The organism is Burkholderia sp. AU44665 (assembly GCF_030504405.1).
GTDB classification, from domain to species: domain Bacteria; phylum Pseudomonadota; class Gammaproteobacteria; order Burkholderiales; family Burkholderiaceae; genus Burkholderia; species Burkholderia semiarida.
Map to the genome: position 1 here is coordinate 1,020,273 of NZ_JAUJRI010000001.1, position 15,639 is coordinate 1,035,911.

At 65.5% G+C, this 15,639-nt stretch carries 13 protein-coding genes and 1 pseudogene; 6 read left to right on the plus strand and 8 right to left on the minus strand.

Annotated features, from left to right (window positions below):
- Positions 1-79: 79 nt before the first annotated feature.
- Positions 80-238, plus strand: a pseudogene (locus tag QZM15_RS04515) (transcriptional regulator); the annotation flags it as partial.
- A 111-nt stretch (positions 239-349) separates the two neighbouring features.
- Positions 350-1,489 carry a patatin-like phospholipase family protein gene (locus QZM15_RS04520; RefSeq protein WP_302105898.1) on the plus strand — a complete coding sequence of 380 codons (1,140 nt, stop codon included), beginning with the start codon at positions 350-352 and terminating at the stop codon, positions 1,487-1,489.
- Positions 1,490-1,529: 40 nt separating this feature from the next.
- On the opposite strand, the gene QZM15_RS04525 is transcribed toward QZM15_RS04520, so the two are convergent.
- The 3 genes from QZM15_RS04525 to QZM15_RS04535 all read right to left on the minus strand — a co-directional run bounded on the left by QZM15_RS04525 (position 1,530) and on the right by QZM15_RS04535 (position 3,915).
- Positions 1,530-1,841 carry a 3-phosphoglycerate dehydrogenase gene (locus tag QZM15_RS04525; protein ID WP_302105899.1) on the minus strand — a complete coding sequence of 104 codons (312 nt, stop codon included), beginning with the start codon at positions 1,839-1,841 and terminating at the stop codon, positions 1,530-1,532.
- A gap of 58 nt (positions 1,842-1,899) precedes the next feature.
- Complete coding sequence (locus QZM15_RS04530) at positions 1,900-3,105, minus strand: alpha/beta hydrolase (protein WP_302105996.1); 1,206 nt, start codon at positions 3,103-3,105, stop codon at positions 1,900-1,902.
- 99 nt (positions 3,106-3,204) lie between these two features.
- Positions 3,205-3,915 carry an HAD family hydrolase gene (locus tag QZM15_RS04535; RefSeq protein WP_302105900.1) on the minus strand — a complete coding sequence of 237 codons (711 nt, stop codon included), beginning with the start codon at positions 3,913-3,915 and terminating at the stop codon, positions 3,205-3,207.
- 503 nt (positions 3,916-4,418) lie between these two features.
- On the opposite strand from QZM15_RS04535, the gene QZM15_RS04540 reads away from it, so the two are divergent.
- The 4 genes from QZM15_RS04540 (at position 4,419) to QZM15_RS04555 (ending at position 8,770) form a co-directional block, all read left to right on the plus strand.
- A complete protein-coding gene (locus QZM15_RS04540; RefSeq protein WP_302105902.1) occupies positions 4,419-5,408 on the plus strand; it encodes a D-2-hydroxyacid dehydrogenase in 990 nt (329 codons plus the stop codon).
- A gap of 76 nt (positions 5,409-5,484) precedes the next feature.
- A complete protein-coding gene (locus QZM15_RS04545) occupies positions 5,485-6,792 on the plus strand; it encodes an MFS transporter (protein WP_302105903.1) in 1,308 nt (435 codons plus the stop codon).
- 48 nt (positions 6,793-6,840) lie between these two features.
- Positions 6,841-7,629 (plus strand): class II aldolase/adducin family protein, encoded by a 789-nt coding sequence (locus tag QZM15_RS04550; protein ID WP_302105905.1) that lies wholly within the window; start codon positions 6,841-6,843, stop codon positions 7,627-7,629.
- 241 nt (positions 7,630-7,870) lie between these two features.
- Positions 7,871-8,770 (plus strand): LysR family transcriptional regulator, encoded by a 900-nt coding sequence (locus QZM15_RS04555; protein ID WP_302105906.1) that lies wholly within the window; start codon positions 7,871-7,873, stop codon positions 8,768-8,770.
- A gap of 192 nt (positions 8,771-8,962) precedes the next feature.
- On the opposite strand, the gene QZM15_RS04560 is transcribed toward QZM15_RS04555, so the two are convergent.
- The 5 genes from QZM15_RS04560 to glyA form a co-directional block, all read right to left on the minus strand.
- Entirely contained in the window at positions 8,963-9,964 is a 1,002-nt protein-coding gene (locus tag QZM15_RS04560; RefSeq protein WP_302105907.1) for a LysR substrate-binding domain-containing protein, read from the minus strand.
- A gap of 438 nt (positions 9,965-10,402) precedes the next feature.
- On the minus strand, positions 10,403-11,896 hold the full coding sequence (locus QZM15_RS04565; RefSeq protein WP_302105908.1) for an aldehyde dehydrogenase: 1,494 nt from the start codon (positions 11,894-11,896) through the stop codon (positions 10,403-10,405).
- 16 nt (positions 11,897-11,912) lie between these two features.
- Positions 11,913-13,244, minus strand: a complete 1,332-nt coding sequence (locus tag QZM15_RS04570; RefSeq protein ID WP_302105910.1) for an FAD-binding oxidoreductase — start codon at positions 13,242-13,244, stop codon at positions 11,913-11,915.
- Between the two features lie 6 nt (positions 13,245-13,250).
- Positions 13,251-14,138: a dihydrodipicolinate synthase family protein gene (locus tag QZM15_RS04575; protein WP_302105911.1), complete on the minus strand. Its 888-nt coding sequence runs from the start codon at positions 14,136-14,138 to the stop codon at positions 13,251-13,253.
- Positions 14,139-14,300: 162 nt separating this feature from the next.
- Positions 14,301-15,596 (minus strand): serine hydroxymethyltransferase, encoded by a 1,296-nt coding sequence (gene glyA / locus QZM15_RS04580; RefSeq protein WP_302105912.1) that lies wholly within the window; start codon positions 15,594-15,596, stop codon positions 14,301-14,303.
- Positions 15,597-15,639 lie beyond the last annotated feature (43 nt).

Below are 15,639 nucleotides of genomic sequence, written 5' to 3' on the forward strand. Positions count from 1 at the left end.
AACGCGCGGGCGAACGGCGGGCGGCAGCTGCCTGCAATGACCGTCGCCCCTTTCGCCCGCGACGCACACGGAGCCGCCCATGCCCCGAATCGATCTCGGTACGGTGCCCGAACGCCGCGGCAGCGGCTACCCGCGGCCGTTCGATGCGCCGCGCGCGCAGCGCATCCGCCAGCGTCTCGGCGACGCCGGCAGCCTGCGCGATTTCGGCGTCAACCTGATGCGCGTGCCGCCGGGCGGCAGCAAGAAACGCAAGCCGCCATTGCGCAGCGGGCGCCCCCGTGCCGTCGATCGCCTAAACTGAATCGAACTGTTCGGTTCCGATCCACCGTCACACGCAGCGAGGCAAGCCATGACCGTGAGCCAGCCGGCACGAATGGACCTCCCCGGGCAAGTCGTGCTCGTGCTTCAGGGCGGCGGCGCACTGGGCGCGTTCCAGCTTGGTGTCTTCCAGGCGATGGACGAAGCCGGGATCCGGCCCGACTGGGTGGTCGGCACGTCGATCGGCGCGATCAACGCGGCGCTGATCGCGGGGAATCCGCCGGAACGGCGCTACGACCAGCTATCGGCATTCTGGCATCGCGTGACGGAGCGGACCCGCTTCGACGTCCCGCCGCTGCTGCCCGGCTGGGACCGGGCGCTGGCCGAGCTGATGATCATCGGCGGCGGCATCTCTGGATTCTTCCAGCCCAATCCGGCGTCGTGGCTCGGGCCGATGGTGCGGCTCGGCGTCGATCGCGCGTCGTACTACCGGATCGCGCCGCTGCGCGACACGCTGGCGTCGCTGATCGATTCCGACTTGCTGAACGCCGGCCATCCGCGCCTGACCGTCAGCGCGGTCAATGCGTGTACGGGCACGATGCGCTATTTCGATTCGCGCGACACGCGGCTCGGGGTCGAGCACATCATCAGCTCGGGCGCGCTGCCGCCCGCGTTCCCGGCGATACGGATCGACGGCGCGCCGTATTGGGACGGCGGCGTGTATTCGAATACGCCGGTCGAGGTCGTGCTCGACGACAACCCGCGCCGCAGCTCGGTCATCTTCTCCGTCCAGATGTGGAATCCGGCCGGCCCGGAGCCCGAGAGCATCTGGCAGGTGTCGGAACGACAGAAGGACATCCAGTACGCGAGCCGCACCGACAGCCACATCGCGCGTCAGCAGCAGATCCACCGGCTGCGCCACGTGATCCGCGAACTGGTCCGGCACGTGCCGGAAGCCGAACGCGCGTCGCCGGCCGTGCGACGGCTCGCCGCGTGGGGATGCGAAACCACGATGCACCTGATCAAGCTCGCCGCGCCGCGGCTCGACGGCGACAATCAGTGGAAGGACATCGATTTCACGCCTGCCGGCATCGCGGCCCGCCGGCAGGCTGGCTACGACGCGGCGAAACGGGCCATCGCCGCCCGGCCGTGGGACCTGCCGACCGACCCGACGGAAGGCTTGACGGTGTTCGATCCGGACGCCGCGCCGGTCACGGAAAAAACGGCATGACGCGCGGGAGACACCGCCGCGCGCCGCCTGCCCGGCACGGTCAGGCGCGCGCGGCCCGGATATGCGCGCGGCCGGCTTCGCTCACTTCCACCTCGGCCACGCCGCCCGGCACATGATGGCGGACCAGGTAGCCGCGCGCGCACGCCTCCTCCCACACCGGCAGGCGCGGGCACGACGTGCGCCACGCGTCGATCACCTCGTCGTACGGCCGCGCGCCGGGGCCGATCCATTCGAGCAGATCGAGAATCAACGGCTCGATAGATGCCGTTTCACGCTCGGAGACGTCCGGGGGGACTGCGTGGATCGGCTGCCCATCCGGCTTGCGAGAATCGTCGAAGATCGTGATGTTCATGGGGAGCGCCTGGGAACGCCATCATCCTGAACCGCAAAGGCCGCGCGGGGAAATGAATTTATCTTGCCGATTCCTGCATTTTTCTGATCGATCGATTTTCGTCGGGCGCACGCCAGTCCGCCGCGGTGCCCGCCACGACCGGACACGACTGCGGCAATGCCTGCCCGAACAGCACGGCCATCCCGCAAGCAGACGTGAACATGCCGAGGCCGTCATGCCCGACGCCCGGTACTTCGACGACCTGCTGCGCGAGATCGTCCGGATGCCGTTTCTTCAGGTAATCGAAATAGGCGAGCCCGCGCGCGAGCCGGTACGGGCCTTGCGCCATGGCCGCGCACGAACGGTCGATGAAGTGCGTGGTCGGGTTCGTGTCGGCCTGGCCGAGCAGGTACACGACATGGCGCGCGACGTAGCGGGCTTCGAGTTCGCGCACGTCCTGCGACGCAACGTAAGGCGGCGCCGACTTCAGCCCGTATTTCCATTCCGTCGCGCGCGGGCAGGTATCGCCCGCGATCGCGCCGGCATTCGGACGTTCGTCGTCGAAATACAGGTAACTCGACGGGTTCGCGACCACGTAGCGCACGGCGATGCCGGCTCGCGAGAGCGCGTCGCCTTCGCGCCCGGCCACTGCGTAACGCTGCAGCAACTGCGCGCCGGCGGAGTGGCCGATCACGACGACCGTTGTCAGCGACGGGTACAGGCTGCGGTCGGCGAAATGCGCGAGCAGCGCGTCGAGCGCGGCAAACGAGCTGATCGGGCCCGGTTGGCGCGCGGGTTCGCCGCCCTTCCATCCTTCCTGGGTCCACGCGAGCGTCGATGCGGGCAACGAGAACGCGCGCGTATCGGCCGGTGTCAGGAACTGCGGCGCGACGACCATTGTGCCGTTGCCTGCCGCGCCGGCCTTCTCGACGACCTTGCGTCCCGATGCGTAATACGTATCGGCGTTGCGCAGCGTGCCGTGAATCACGATGAACACGCGCGTGACGTCGGGCGCCGCCTGGTCGACCGGATGGTCGGCGTACACGGGCAGCATCGCGCTGCCCTGCGGCGTGTCGACGGCCACGCGCTGGTCGGCGACGACCTTCACCGGCGCTTCGAGACGCGCACGCTGCGCGGGTGTGACGACTTCGGCCGGACGCGCGCCGCCCGACAGGCCGACGGCAGCGCAGGCTATCGCGAGCGGAAGCGCGTATGACCGCGCTCGAGCGGCCGAGTGCACACACGCGAGCCGGATACGGGCAAACACGACGAAAATGCGGGACATGACGGACATGGCACGGGCTCGCGGTCGGGGTCGGGATATGACTTGAACGGCGATCGTCGCAGAATCCGTCGCGCGCAGCCGTCTCGTCGCGCAAACCGGTCAGCTGGCTGGCTGCATCCCGCGCCCGGCGTCGACCCGCGTCTGCGCGGCCGGATCCCGCATCTGCAGCACGATGCCGGCCAGTTCGCCGATATGCGTCTGCACCGCGTGCTTGCCGGCACGCGCCCACGCGTCGAATGGCGTCATGCCGCTCACCGCGCCGACGAACGGCACGCCGGCGCGCTCGGCCGCTTGCGCGTCCACCGCATGGTCGCCGACGTAGAGCGCCGCGGCGGCAGGCAGCCCGAGCCGCGCCAGCGCCTGCACGAGCCCTTCAGGGTCCGGCTTGTGGCGCTGCACGTCTTCCCCGCCGACCAGCACGTCCACCAGCGGCTGCAAGCCGTTGCGTTCGAGAATCGCTTCGATCCGGTAACGAAACTTGGAAGATACGATCGCCACCGCGAGCCCCTGCTCGCGCAACGCCGCGAGCAGCGCCGGCACTTCCGGATAGATGCGGGTGCCGGGCACCATGATCTCGTCGGCGCGCGCAACGAAGTGCCGCGCGAACGCGTCGGCGCGCGTCGAGTCGGCTTCACCGGTCAGCGAACGGAACATCTGCGGCAGCGGCAGCCCGATTACGGCGCCGATCTGCGCGGGCGTCGGGCCGGCCGCGCCAAGCAGCTGCAGCGCGTACTCGGTGCACTCGACGATCGCAGCCGACGAATACGCCAGAGTGAGGTCGAAATCGAATATGACGGCCCGAACAGACATGAAATGACCCCGTAATCAAAGCACGATGCCACGTATGTTACGCGTTCGGCGGTAGACGATCGTCGGTGGATCGTGGCTTCGCGACATTTCCGTCGCCCGTGCCTCGTTACTACGCTCCTTGGATTTCGCCCGATTTTTCGACACGCCGAGGTTGACGGGAGCTTGCACGCCGCCCTGTTGCGCACAATCGAACATCCGGCTGTTCCAAATCGTCATTGCAGCGCCTGGTCGGGCTTCGTCAGCCGCATCAGCAGAATCGAAGGACAGCCAACCACGTCGGCAAGAAGCGGGCAGCGGCCCGAGGCAGGACGCGCCGTGAACGAATGTCGCCCTGGCTATCCGATGACACATGCGAGTTCACGCAGATGCCGGAGCTTTCCCGTTTTGGAAACGATGCATACACCAAAACGCTCAGCACGCGCCTTCTCCTTGATCACAATGATGTCGTGGCGCACCCGCCTTGCTTATTCCAGATATCCGGGCGCGCCGTATCGATAACGGGAATGAGCGTGATGGAGACAATGCAGGCCCTGAATATCCTTCTCTCCGATGTGGCCGCGCGCCACTTCGACGGCGAGATCGCGCGAACGCTTGGCGCAACGCCTTTCCGCCGGCTGTCGCCTGCCGACGCATCGAGCGCCGACGCGCATATCGCGTTCGTGAGCCGGGACGTGACGGGCCGCTCGACCAAGCACGATTTGACGCAGGAAACCCGCCACTTCTACGACGCGCTGCGCGCTGCGCCGAACCTGCGCTGGGTGCATGCTCATTCCGCGGGGGTCGATCGCCCGATCTTCGTCGAAATGTTGCAACGCGGCGTACAGGTGACGTCGTCTTCCGGCGCAAACGCCCGCACGGTCGCCCATGCGACGCTCGCCGGTCTACTGGCGCTTGCACGCCGCCTGCCGCTGCTGCACGAAGCTCAGCGCGAACACGCATGGCGTCCGTTGCTGCTCGATGCCGCCCCGCGCGATCTCGCCGGTCAGACCGCGGTGATCGTGGGCTACGGCGCAATCGGTCAACGGCTCGCCCGCTTGCTCGAGGCGCTCGACATGACCGTCATCGTCGTACGCCGCGTGGCACAGGGCGAAAGCTTCGTCGATTTCTCGATGCTTGATGACGTGCTGCCGCGCGCCGACTGGCTTGTACTCGCCTGCCCGCTCACGCCGCAGACGACGAAGCTGATCGACGCAAGCCGTCTCGCGCTTCTCCCGAAGCAGGCACATCTGGTCAACGTCGCGCGCGGCGAGGTCGTGGTCGAAGCGGATCTGATCGCCGCGCTGCGTAGCGGTGCACTGGCGGGCGCCTATCTCGACGTGTTCGAGCACGAACCACTGAGTGCGGCATCGCCCTTGTGGGATATGCCGAACGTGATTCTCACGCCGCATATGGCGGGACAGGCAGATAGCCAGTATGCAGCCGTCGGCCGCATCTGGCTCGACAACCTCGCGCGCTGGCATCGAGGCGAACCGCTGCTGAACCTCGCGCGCTGAAGCAGCGACCGCACGACGGCGCGCCGTTGGCGTGGATCTGACGCATACGCCGTTCCCACAATACAAGGAGACAACCATGCACGAACCGATACCTGCGGATCTCGACGCCGCAACGCGTCCGCTACGTCGCCACAGCGCGCTGCGCTCGATTGCGGGCGGTTCCATCGGCAATCTCATCGAGTGGTACGACTTTCACGTTTATACGACCTTCTCCATCTTCTTCGCCGCGTCGTTTTTTCCCCGCGAGAACCGCACCATTCAGTTGCTTTCGACGGCGGCGATCTTCGCGATCGGCTTTCTGCTGCGGCCGGTCGGAAGCTGGCTGATCGGCCTGTATGCCGACCGGCGCGGACGCCGCTCCGCGCTCACGCTATCCGTCATCCTGATGTGCGCGGGCTCGCTCGCCATCGGCCTGTGTCCGACCTATCCGCAGATTGGCATGGCCGCGCCGCTCGTCTTGCTGCTCGCGCGGCTCGTGCAGGGCTTTTCCCTCGGCGGCGAGTACGGCGCGAGTTCGGTGTACCTGAGCGAGATCGCGAAGCCCGGCCATCGTGGCTTCTACAGCAGCTTTCACTACGTCACGCTGATTCTCGGCCAGTTGCTCGCGACGCTCGTGCAGGTCGTGTTGCAGGCGCTGATTCCGCGTGCGGAACTGATTGACTGGGGCTGGCGCGTGCCCTTCATCACCGGCGCGGCGCTCGCGCTGGTGGCGTGGTGGGTGCGCCGAAATATCGATGAAACCCCGGACTTCCGCGCGCTCGGCGAGAAAGACAAGCGCGGCGTGTCGCTGTCGGCACTGCGCGAGCACTGGCGGCCCGTTTTGCTCGTGTTCGGGCTGACCACGGGCGGCACGCTCGCATTCTTCACCTACACGGTTTATATGCACAACTACCTCGTCAATACGGTCGGACTGAGCGCGCAGACGAGCGCGTGGCTTTCGCTGTCCACGCTGACGCTGTTCATGGTCATGCAGCCGCTCTTCGGCGCGCTGTCGGATCGTATCGGGCGACGCGCGCTGTTGTTGTGGTTCGGCATGGGCGGCACGTTCGCCACCTGGCCGCTGCTCACGGCGCTTGCGCGCACACACAGCACAACAACCGCGTTCCTGCTGCTCACGCTCGCTCTGATGATCGTGTCCGGCTACACGTCCGTATGCTCCGTCATGAAAGCCGAACTGTTTCCCGCGCGGTTGCGGGCGCTGGGCGTGGGCGTGCCGTATGCCATCGCGACGGCCGTATTCGGCGGCACGGCCGGTTACGTCGGGCTCTGGTTCAAGAGCATCGGCCATGAAAGCGGTTTCTACCTGTATGCGTCGGCATGCATCGGCTGCACGCTGATCGCCACCTTGAGCCTGCGCCGCAGCGACATGCAAATGCAATCGTGAGCAACGCACGGCCTGCTCTTTCCGATCACCTTCGATGAGGAATCTCGAATGACCAAGCTCCCCGAATTCTCCATTCCATCGATGCGCGAGCAATGCTCCGAAGCCGAATGGAAAATGCGCGTCGATCTGGCCGCCTGCTACCGGCTGACCGAGCTGTACGGCATGTCGGACATGGCCGCGAACCACATCTCAGCGCGCGTGCCGGGCGAGGAAGGCGCGTATCTGATCAACGCCTACGGCATGCTGTACGAGGAAGTCACGGCGTCGAGCCTGATCAAGATCGACATCGATGGAAATATTCTAAGCAAGCCCGCGTTCGTTGGCGCGGACTACGGCATCAATCGCGCGGGATACGTGATCCACGGCGCAATCCACGAAGCGAACCCCGAACTCGAATGCGTGATTCATACGCATAGCTGGCCGGGCATGGCCGTGTCGGCGCTCAAGTGCGGGCTGCTGCCGCTCACGCAGACTGCCATGCGCTTCTACAAGATCGGCTATCACGATTACCGCGGCGTGGTGCTGGATGTCTCGGAGCGTGAATCGCTGGTGCGCGATCTCGGCGAGAACAATGCGCTCATTCTGCGCAATCACGGCCTGCTCACCGTCGGCAAGACCATTCCCGAAGCGTTCAACGCCATGCATCGGCTGGAGTTGTCGTGCAAGACGCAGCTCGCGGCCATGGCGTGCAATACCGAACTGAACCAGGTTCCCCACGACGTGCTCGAAGAGACGTACATGAACTATCAGCCGCAGACACGCCGCCCTTATGGCCTGATGGAATGGCCCGCGCTGCTGCGCAAGCTGGATCGCATCGACCCTTCCTATCGACGATGAAAACGACGAAGCCCGGCGCAAGGCCGGGCTTCCGTTACGACGCATCTAAACAACGTCGATCAGGCCGACGACACCGCCGAAGCATGATGTCTCGCGCTGCACCGATATGTGCATGCCACGAGCAGCGCTACCATCATTGTTATAGTGCGGGGTCGGCAACGGAGCGATTCAACGGCGCTGAAAAAAGATACCGCGCCCCCCCCCGCCAGACGGCCTCCGATCAACAGTCTCGCGACCGAACATGATGAAACTTGATCTTCAGAGTCTTCGCATCTTTGTTTCGGCAATCGAGTCAAAGAGTCTGACCAAGGCGGCCGAAGAGAATGCCCTCGTCACTTCGGGAGCCAGCAAGCGAATCGCGGACCTCGAGAGCCGGCTTGGAGTGGATCTTCTGATCCGCCATGCGCGCGGCGTCGAGGGTACGCCTGCGGGTTTGTCGCTGTATCATCATGCAAAAGCAATCTTGCGCCGCGTCGAGATAGCGCAAGACGTCGTTGCCGAATTTGGAAAGGCAGGAAATCCAAAAGTCAGACTGGCCGCAAATCCATCATCGATCATCGCGTATATACCTCCGATAACGCGGAGATATCTTGCGGAATCTCCTGCCGCCCGGATTGATCTGCAAGAGCGCTACAGCTACGACATTCCGCGGTTGGTCGCGGAAAATGAAGCGGACGTCGGGATTTATCACGCATTGTCGCCGGCGCCGGGCGTGACGTCGTATCCATTCCAGCGGGACCGTATTGTTCTTGTTACGCGTCGAGATCATCCGCTGGCGCGATTTGACGAACTGTTCCTGGAAGATGCCAATTCCTATCCGTTCGTGGGCTATTTCCCTCGGCACACCTATGACGCATTCTCGTCGTTTGCCGGACGAAGCTTGTCGCGTCCGCTCGATGTCAAAATCGAAGTCGGAAACTACGAGGCGAGATGCCGCCTCATCCAGGAAGGAATAGGAATCGGTGTGATTCCGGAACCGAACGCCTCCCCCTATTTAAGTCTTTATAATCTAAAGTCGATAAAACTGCTGGACGAGTGGGCGGAACGACAACTTTACGTTTGCGTTTCGAATGATCGGGATTTATCCGATTATCCAGAGACGAAACGCCTCCTTGACTGCTTACTGGCTAAGCATGATTAGATCTTGAAACGCGGGCCAGACCGTTTCGGCGAAGGTGAAGCTTGACCGTGATCGACGTGATGAACTGGCCGTGCTCGAAGCCGAATGGTCGCCCGACCGACGCGCAACGCCGGCTCTTGTCACGACCGACTTTGCTCATTCCGTCGCTCATGAACCACTCGCCCGCGTTGACAAAGGTGCCGGGGCAGCGTGTTATCGACCGATCTCGACGCCGGCATCGAGCCATCCGTGCATCATGATACCGACCTCGTCACGCAGCCACTGACGGAACAGCCGGTACTCCGGACGCGCGTGCGCATTCCGGTGCGTGATCAGGTAATGATGGCGGTCACGAAACACGAGGACGTCCTGCACCGGGCGCACCAGCACACCCGAGTCGATCTGCCGGTGCACGAGGTGGTGCCAGCCCAGCAGCGTGCCCTCGCCGGCCTCGGCCTGCGCGACGAGCAGCCGGTAGTCGTTGCTTTCCAGATACTTGTTCTCGGTCAACGTATCGGTGCCGTCGCTCTGCTGGAACCAGTTGCGCCAAACGCGCCAATCGACGTGCTCGCACACCTGAGCACGGCCGAGCATCGACAGGTTCAGCGTCGGGCACGACAGCAGGTCCAGCGGCTTCAGCGACCGGCCATGAAAATGCCGCTCGCGAAACGACGGGCTGCACACCGGATACACGATGTCGTGAAACAGCGGTTCGGCTTCGAACTCCGGCTCGCGTGGCGGGTTCTTCGTGATGATCACGTCAGGCTCGATGAGGCCGTCGAGCTCCATGAAATGCTCGGTGACGATCACGTGTAGCTGGATATCGGGAAACCGCTCGCGAAACGCGGGCAGTCGCGACGACAGCCACAGTGCGGAAAACGTATGCGATGCGCAGACCATCAGCGCGTGCTTGTCGGTCCGGCGCACGGCCTCCGCCGCCTCGGCGATGTTCATGATCGACAGGTACGACGCGTTGTACAGGACCCGCCCGGCATCCGTCAGCGCGATATGCCTGCCCGTGCGCTCGAACAGCGCGACGTCGAGCGAATCCTCGAGCTCCTTGATCTGCCGGCTGATCGCGGCCTGCGTCACGCACAGCACCTCGGCTGCCTGAGTGAAGCTCTCGTAGCGCGCCGCCGTCACGAAGCAGCGCAGCGCGCGAAGCGACGGCATCTGCGCGAGAAGTCGGTCGGCAAACAATTGCTTCTTCAACATGGATTCCACTCTCAAAACGGAGGTCGGACGCTGCGCCGACGAACGCGTCGACGGCAGTCCCGCCGGCTGCCCTCAGTCAGTCTCGTCGCAAACCTTTCAATTAGCCGATATTGCAGCTTGCGCATCGGCCGGGCGGCTCGCAAGAGCGGCTCGGCCGCGGAAACGGCGTCACGACGACGCCATTTTCGATCGATTGTGCAGCGCATCGCTATTATCGGAAGCGATGATGGGGACGGCAACACGCCCGTCCGTCAGACACCTCCGCTCCATGCCTGGCCGATGCGCGGCGCGGTGGCGCGGCTCACCGCGCGGTACCGTCGCGATGTCGCGGCACGCCGCCGGCTGCAGATCGCTCTTCCCTTCGCGCGCCGCCGAAACCGCTCCGCCAACCGGCATCGCGGGCCGCGCGGGCCTGCGATGCCGCGTGCTCGGCACCACTCACTCGAGCTTCAGCCAAGTGGTCTTCAGTTCGCAATATTGATCGTGCGCGTACACGGATTTGTCGCGGCCGCCGAACCCCGACTGCCTGAATCCGCCGAACGGCGTCGACAGGTCGCCTTCGCCGAAGCAGTTCACCGTGACCGTTCCCGCGCGAATGCGCGCGGCGACCTTGTGCGCACTGTTCACGTTGTCGGTCCACAGCGACGCAGCGAGCCCGTAGCACGTATCGTTCGCGATCCGCACCGCGTCGTCGACGTCGTCGTACTCGATGAAGCAGACGACCGGCCCGAACACCTCGTCGCGCGCGATGCTCATCTCGGGCGTCACCTGGTCAAAGATCGTCGGTTCGACGAACCAGCCGCCGGTTTCGGCGAGAATTGCCTGCCCGCCGCACACCACGTGCGCGCCTTCCGCCTTCGCCTTCTCGATATGGCCGAGCACCTTGTCGTAATGCTTCTGCTCGATCAACGCGCCGAGCTTCACGTCCGGGTCGAGCGGGTCGCCGGTTTTCCAGCCATCGAGCACCGCCTGAACCTTCTCCAGCAGTTCCGCCTTGAGGCTCGACGGCACGAGGATCCGCGAGCCGGCGCTGCAGTTCTCGCCCATGTTCCAGAACGCGGCCGCGACCGCCTGTTCGGCGACCGCGTCGAGATTCGCGACGTCCGGCAGGATCACCTGCGGGTTCTTGCCGCCGCATTCGAGCACGATGCGCTTCAGGTTCGTATCGGCCGCGTAGTGCAGGAAGCGCTTGCCGGTTGCAGTCGAGCCGGTGAACGCGACGAGATCGACGTCCGGATGGCGGCCGATCGCCTCGCCTGCCTCGCCGCCGAACCCTGTGACGACGCTGAACACGCCCGGCGGCACGCCGGCTTCCCGTGCGAGATCGGCGATGCGCAGCGTCGACAGCGATGTCTGCTCGGCCGGCTTCACGACAACGCTGTTGCCCACCGACAGGGCGGGGCCGATTTTCCACGCGAGCATCAGCGCCGGGAAATTCCACGGCAGCACGGCGCCGACGACACCGATCGGCTCGCGCGTGATCATGCTGACGACACTGCTGCCGGACGGCGACAACGCGTCGTAGCGCTTGTCCGTCACCTCCGCGTGCCAGCGGATGCACGCAGCCGACTCGGGAATGTCGAGCCCCAGGCACTCGCCGATCGGCTTGCCGGCTTCGAGCGCCTCGAGCAGTGCGAGTTCCTCCGCATGCTCGTCGATCAACTGCGCGACGCGCAGCAGCACCGCCTTGCGATGCGCGGGCGCGGCCTTCGACCAAACGCCCGACTCGAACGCGTCGCGCGCGGCCACGACCGCGCGATCGACGTCGCGCTCGTTACAGCGCGCCACGTCGGCAAGCACCTTGCCCGACGCCGGGTTGAGCGTCGCGAACGTCTCGCCCGACGCGGCCGCACTGCGCTCGCCCGCGATGAACGCGCGGCCGTCGAGCGACAACGCATTCGCCTTCTGCTTCCAATCCTGATGAGTCGTCATGTCGTTTCCTCAATAATCAAAGCTCGGCACCGGCCGAGAACTCCTTTGCCCAGATCGTCGCCGACACGGCCAGGTCGACGAGCGGCCGAACCGGCAGCGGGCGCGGATGCGGCTGCTTCAGCACCTGCTGCACGAGACTGTTCGATTCGCCGAGCGCGTATTCGGCGATCAGCTTGCCGGACGACGATCCGCGGCTCAGCCCGAGACCATTGCAGCCGATCGCCTCGTAGAGACGGTCGTCGCGCTTGCCGAATAGCGCGCCGTTGTTCGCGGACAGGCACAGCGGCCCGCCCCACGTATATTCGAATTCGACGCCACCGAGCATCGGGAAGCGGCGCTCGAACGAGCGCTGATGTAGATGCCGCGCCTTCGCGAGGTCCGCAGGCGACACCCTCACGTCCGGCCTGAACGCGAAATGGTTGCGCACGCAAATGCGATCGGTGATCAGGCGCCGCACCGTCGTGCCCATCGGATCGGCCGGAATCACCGCCCACGACCGCGTTCCGCCGAGCTTCGCGACTTCGTCGGCATTCATCGGCCGCGTGAGCGACGCGAACGTATAGACCGGCAGCAATCCGTTCGAATGGATGCCGAAGGTCGCCGCATACGCGTTCGTGCACAGGATTACCTGCTTTGCGACGATCGTGCCGCCGGCGAAGCGCAGCGCGCGCGCGTCGCCGCGCGGCTCGATCCGCATGACCGGGCTAAGTTCGAACACCGTCACGTTGTCCGGCTGCGTGGCCGCGAGGCCGCGCATCAGCGCGGCCGGTTGCACGGTGCTGCAGCCCGGCGTGAACAGCGCGCCCGTGTAGAAGTCGGTGCCGGTCACGGCCCGGATGGCCGGCTGGTCGAGCCACTCGAACGCTTCGCCGAGGCGCGACAGGCCGTCCGCGAAATGCGCGAGCGCGGCGGCGCCCTTGCTGTTGACCGATGCGTGGTATTTACCGTCGTCGCGCCAGTCGCAATCGATGCCGAAGCGCCGCACGATGTCGCGCACATAGTCGATGCCGTGCCGCTGGAACCGCACGTCGGCGCGGTCCTCGTCGATGCTGCGCGAGTAGCTTTCGCTGCTGATGTCGTGCGGCAGGTCGACGAAGAATCCGGAATTGCGCCCGGCGGTCGTACGGCCGATCCGGTCGGCCTCCACGAGCGCGATCGACGCGCCGGGCGCGAGTTCCGCGAGCCGGCGCGCCGCGCACAGCCCCGTGATGCCGCCGCCGACGACGACCCAGTCGAACCGGCCGTCGGACGTGACGGTGCGCGCGTCCGGTGCGGGCGGCAGGCTCTCCCACCAGCCGTTCATTCCGTCCGGCGCCGGAAACCGCGCGAATTCCAGATTCGAACGCATGATGAATTACCGGCTGTCGCGCAGCAGCGGCTTCACGAGCTTCGCGAACGCGTCACGCTCGTCGCCCGACAGCGCACCGAGCGGTGCGCGTGCGACGCCGACCGGCAAACCGGCCAGCTCGCACCCGTAACGCACGTACTGAATGAACTTGCCGCTGCGCTCGAGCAGTTCGAGCACCGGCAGCAATTGCGCCATTAGCTTGCGGCCGGTCGCGAAATCGCCGCGCGTCACGCACGCGTCGAACAGGTCGGTGTGGGCTTCCGGCAGGAAATTCGACGCGCCGCCGACCCAGCTGCGCGCGCCCCATGCGAAGAACTCGAGCGCCTGGTCATCCATTCCGCAGCTCAGCACGAGCCGGCCGCTGAAATGCGTGGACAGGTGATGCAGATGCGCGATGTCGCCGGTGCTTTCCTTCATCGCGACGAAATTCTTGCGCTCGAGCAGCGTCTCGAGAATGCCGTCGCCGATTTCGGTGCCGGTGCGAGCCGGAAAGTTGTACAGCATGATCGGCATGTCGAGCGCGTCGTCGATCGTGAGCAGGTGCGCGAGCAGTTCCTGCTGCGTCGGCTGCGCGTAGTACGGCGCCGCCACCAGCAGCGCATCGAGCCCCGCGCGTTTCGCTTCGCGGCCGAGGCGCAGCACTTCCTTCGTCGTCGTCGCGTTGATGCCTGCGGTCAGGAACGTCTTGCCGCCGGCGGCGGCCGCGACCGTGTCGAACGTGCGCACGCGCTCGTCGAAGCTCAACGCGTAGTATTCGCCCGTCGTGCCCCCGATGCCGAGGCCGGACACGCAGCCGGCGAGATCGGCCGCATGCCGGCCCAGCAGTTCGTGATCGATTTCGCCGTCCGCGTCGAACGGGGTGACCAGCGGTGTGTGTACGCCCTCGAAGCTCATTTCAATTCCTCATTCAGGTGAGTGGGTGCCCAGTTCCCGCCGTCACGCAGGAGCCTGGCACTGGATAAGACGTCGGCGCGCGCCGCACGTGTTCCGCGCAGCCACGCCGATCGATTCGTCATGGGGTTCGAACCATGCGTCCGCCCGATCCGGTTCCGGCGATCAGGCAAACGCGTCCGCGTGCGCATAGATCGGAAACTGGTTGCACAGATCGCGCACGCGAGTCCGGACCGCGCGCTCGACGCCCTCATCCCCGTCCGGATTGCGCTCGAGCGCCGCTAGGACCGCGAGGATCATGTCGCCGATCTGCTCGAACTGCGCGGGCCCGAAGCCGCGTGTCGTGCCGGCGGGCGTGCCGAGCCGGATCCCGGACGTGACGGTCGGGTTTTCCGTATCGAACGGAATCCCGTTCTTGTTGCAGGTGATGCCGGCACGCTCCAGCGCCTTCTCGGCCTGCATGCCGGTGATGCGCCGCGCGCGCAGGTCGACCAGCAGCAGGTGGTTGTCGGTGCCACCGGTGACGAGCGTCAGGCCGCCGGCCGTCAGCACCTGCGCGAGCGTTTGCGCGTTGCGCAGCATCTGGTCGATATAGCGCGTGAACTCCGGGCGCAGTGCTTCCGCGAAGGCCACCGCCTTGCCCGCGACGACGTGCATCAGCGGGCCGCCCTGCAGCCCCGGAAAAACCGCCGAGTTGATCTGCTTCGCGACGTCTGCGTGGTTCGTCAGGATGAAGCCGCCGCGCGGGCCGCGCAGCGTCTTGTGCGTGGTCGACGTCACGACGTCGGCGAACGGCACCGGGTTCTGGTGGCGGGCGGCCGCGACGATACCGGCGATATGCGCCATGTCGACCATCAGCTTCGCGTCGACGCTGTCCGCGATCTCGCGGAACGCGGCGAAGTCGAGCGCACGCGGATACGCGGAATAGCCCGCGATGATCAGCTTCGGCCGATGGCGCTGCGCGAGCCGGCGCACGTCGTCGTAATCGATGCGGAGCGTATCCGGGCTCACGCCGTACTGCACCGCGTTGAACCACTTGCCCGACAGCGCGGGGCGCGCGCCATACGTCAGATGGCCGCCCGCATCGAGCGACATCCCCATCACCGTGTCGCCCGGCTTGACGAGCGCGAGCATCACCGCGCCGTTGGCCTGCGCGCCCGAGTGCGGCTGCACGTTTGCGTGGTTCGCGTCGAACAGCGCGCACGCGCGGTCGATCGCGAGCGCCTCGATCCGGTCGACATGGTCGCAACCGCCGTAGTACCGGCGCGACGGATAGCCTTCCGCGTATTTGTTCGTCAACACGGTGCCCTGCGCTTCCAGCACCGCCGCGGACGCAATGTTTTCGGATGCGATCAGTTCGATCTGCGTCTGCTGGCGACGCAACTCCAATGCGATTTCCGATGCGATCACCGGATCGCGGCTCTGGAGCGTTTCGGCAAAAAAGCGGGCGTTCTCGTTCACTTGGTGACTCCGCGACGCGATTCGTTACGTGCTGCTTGGATTC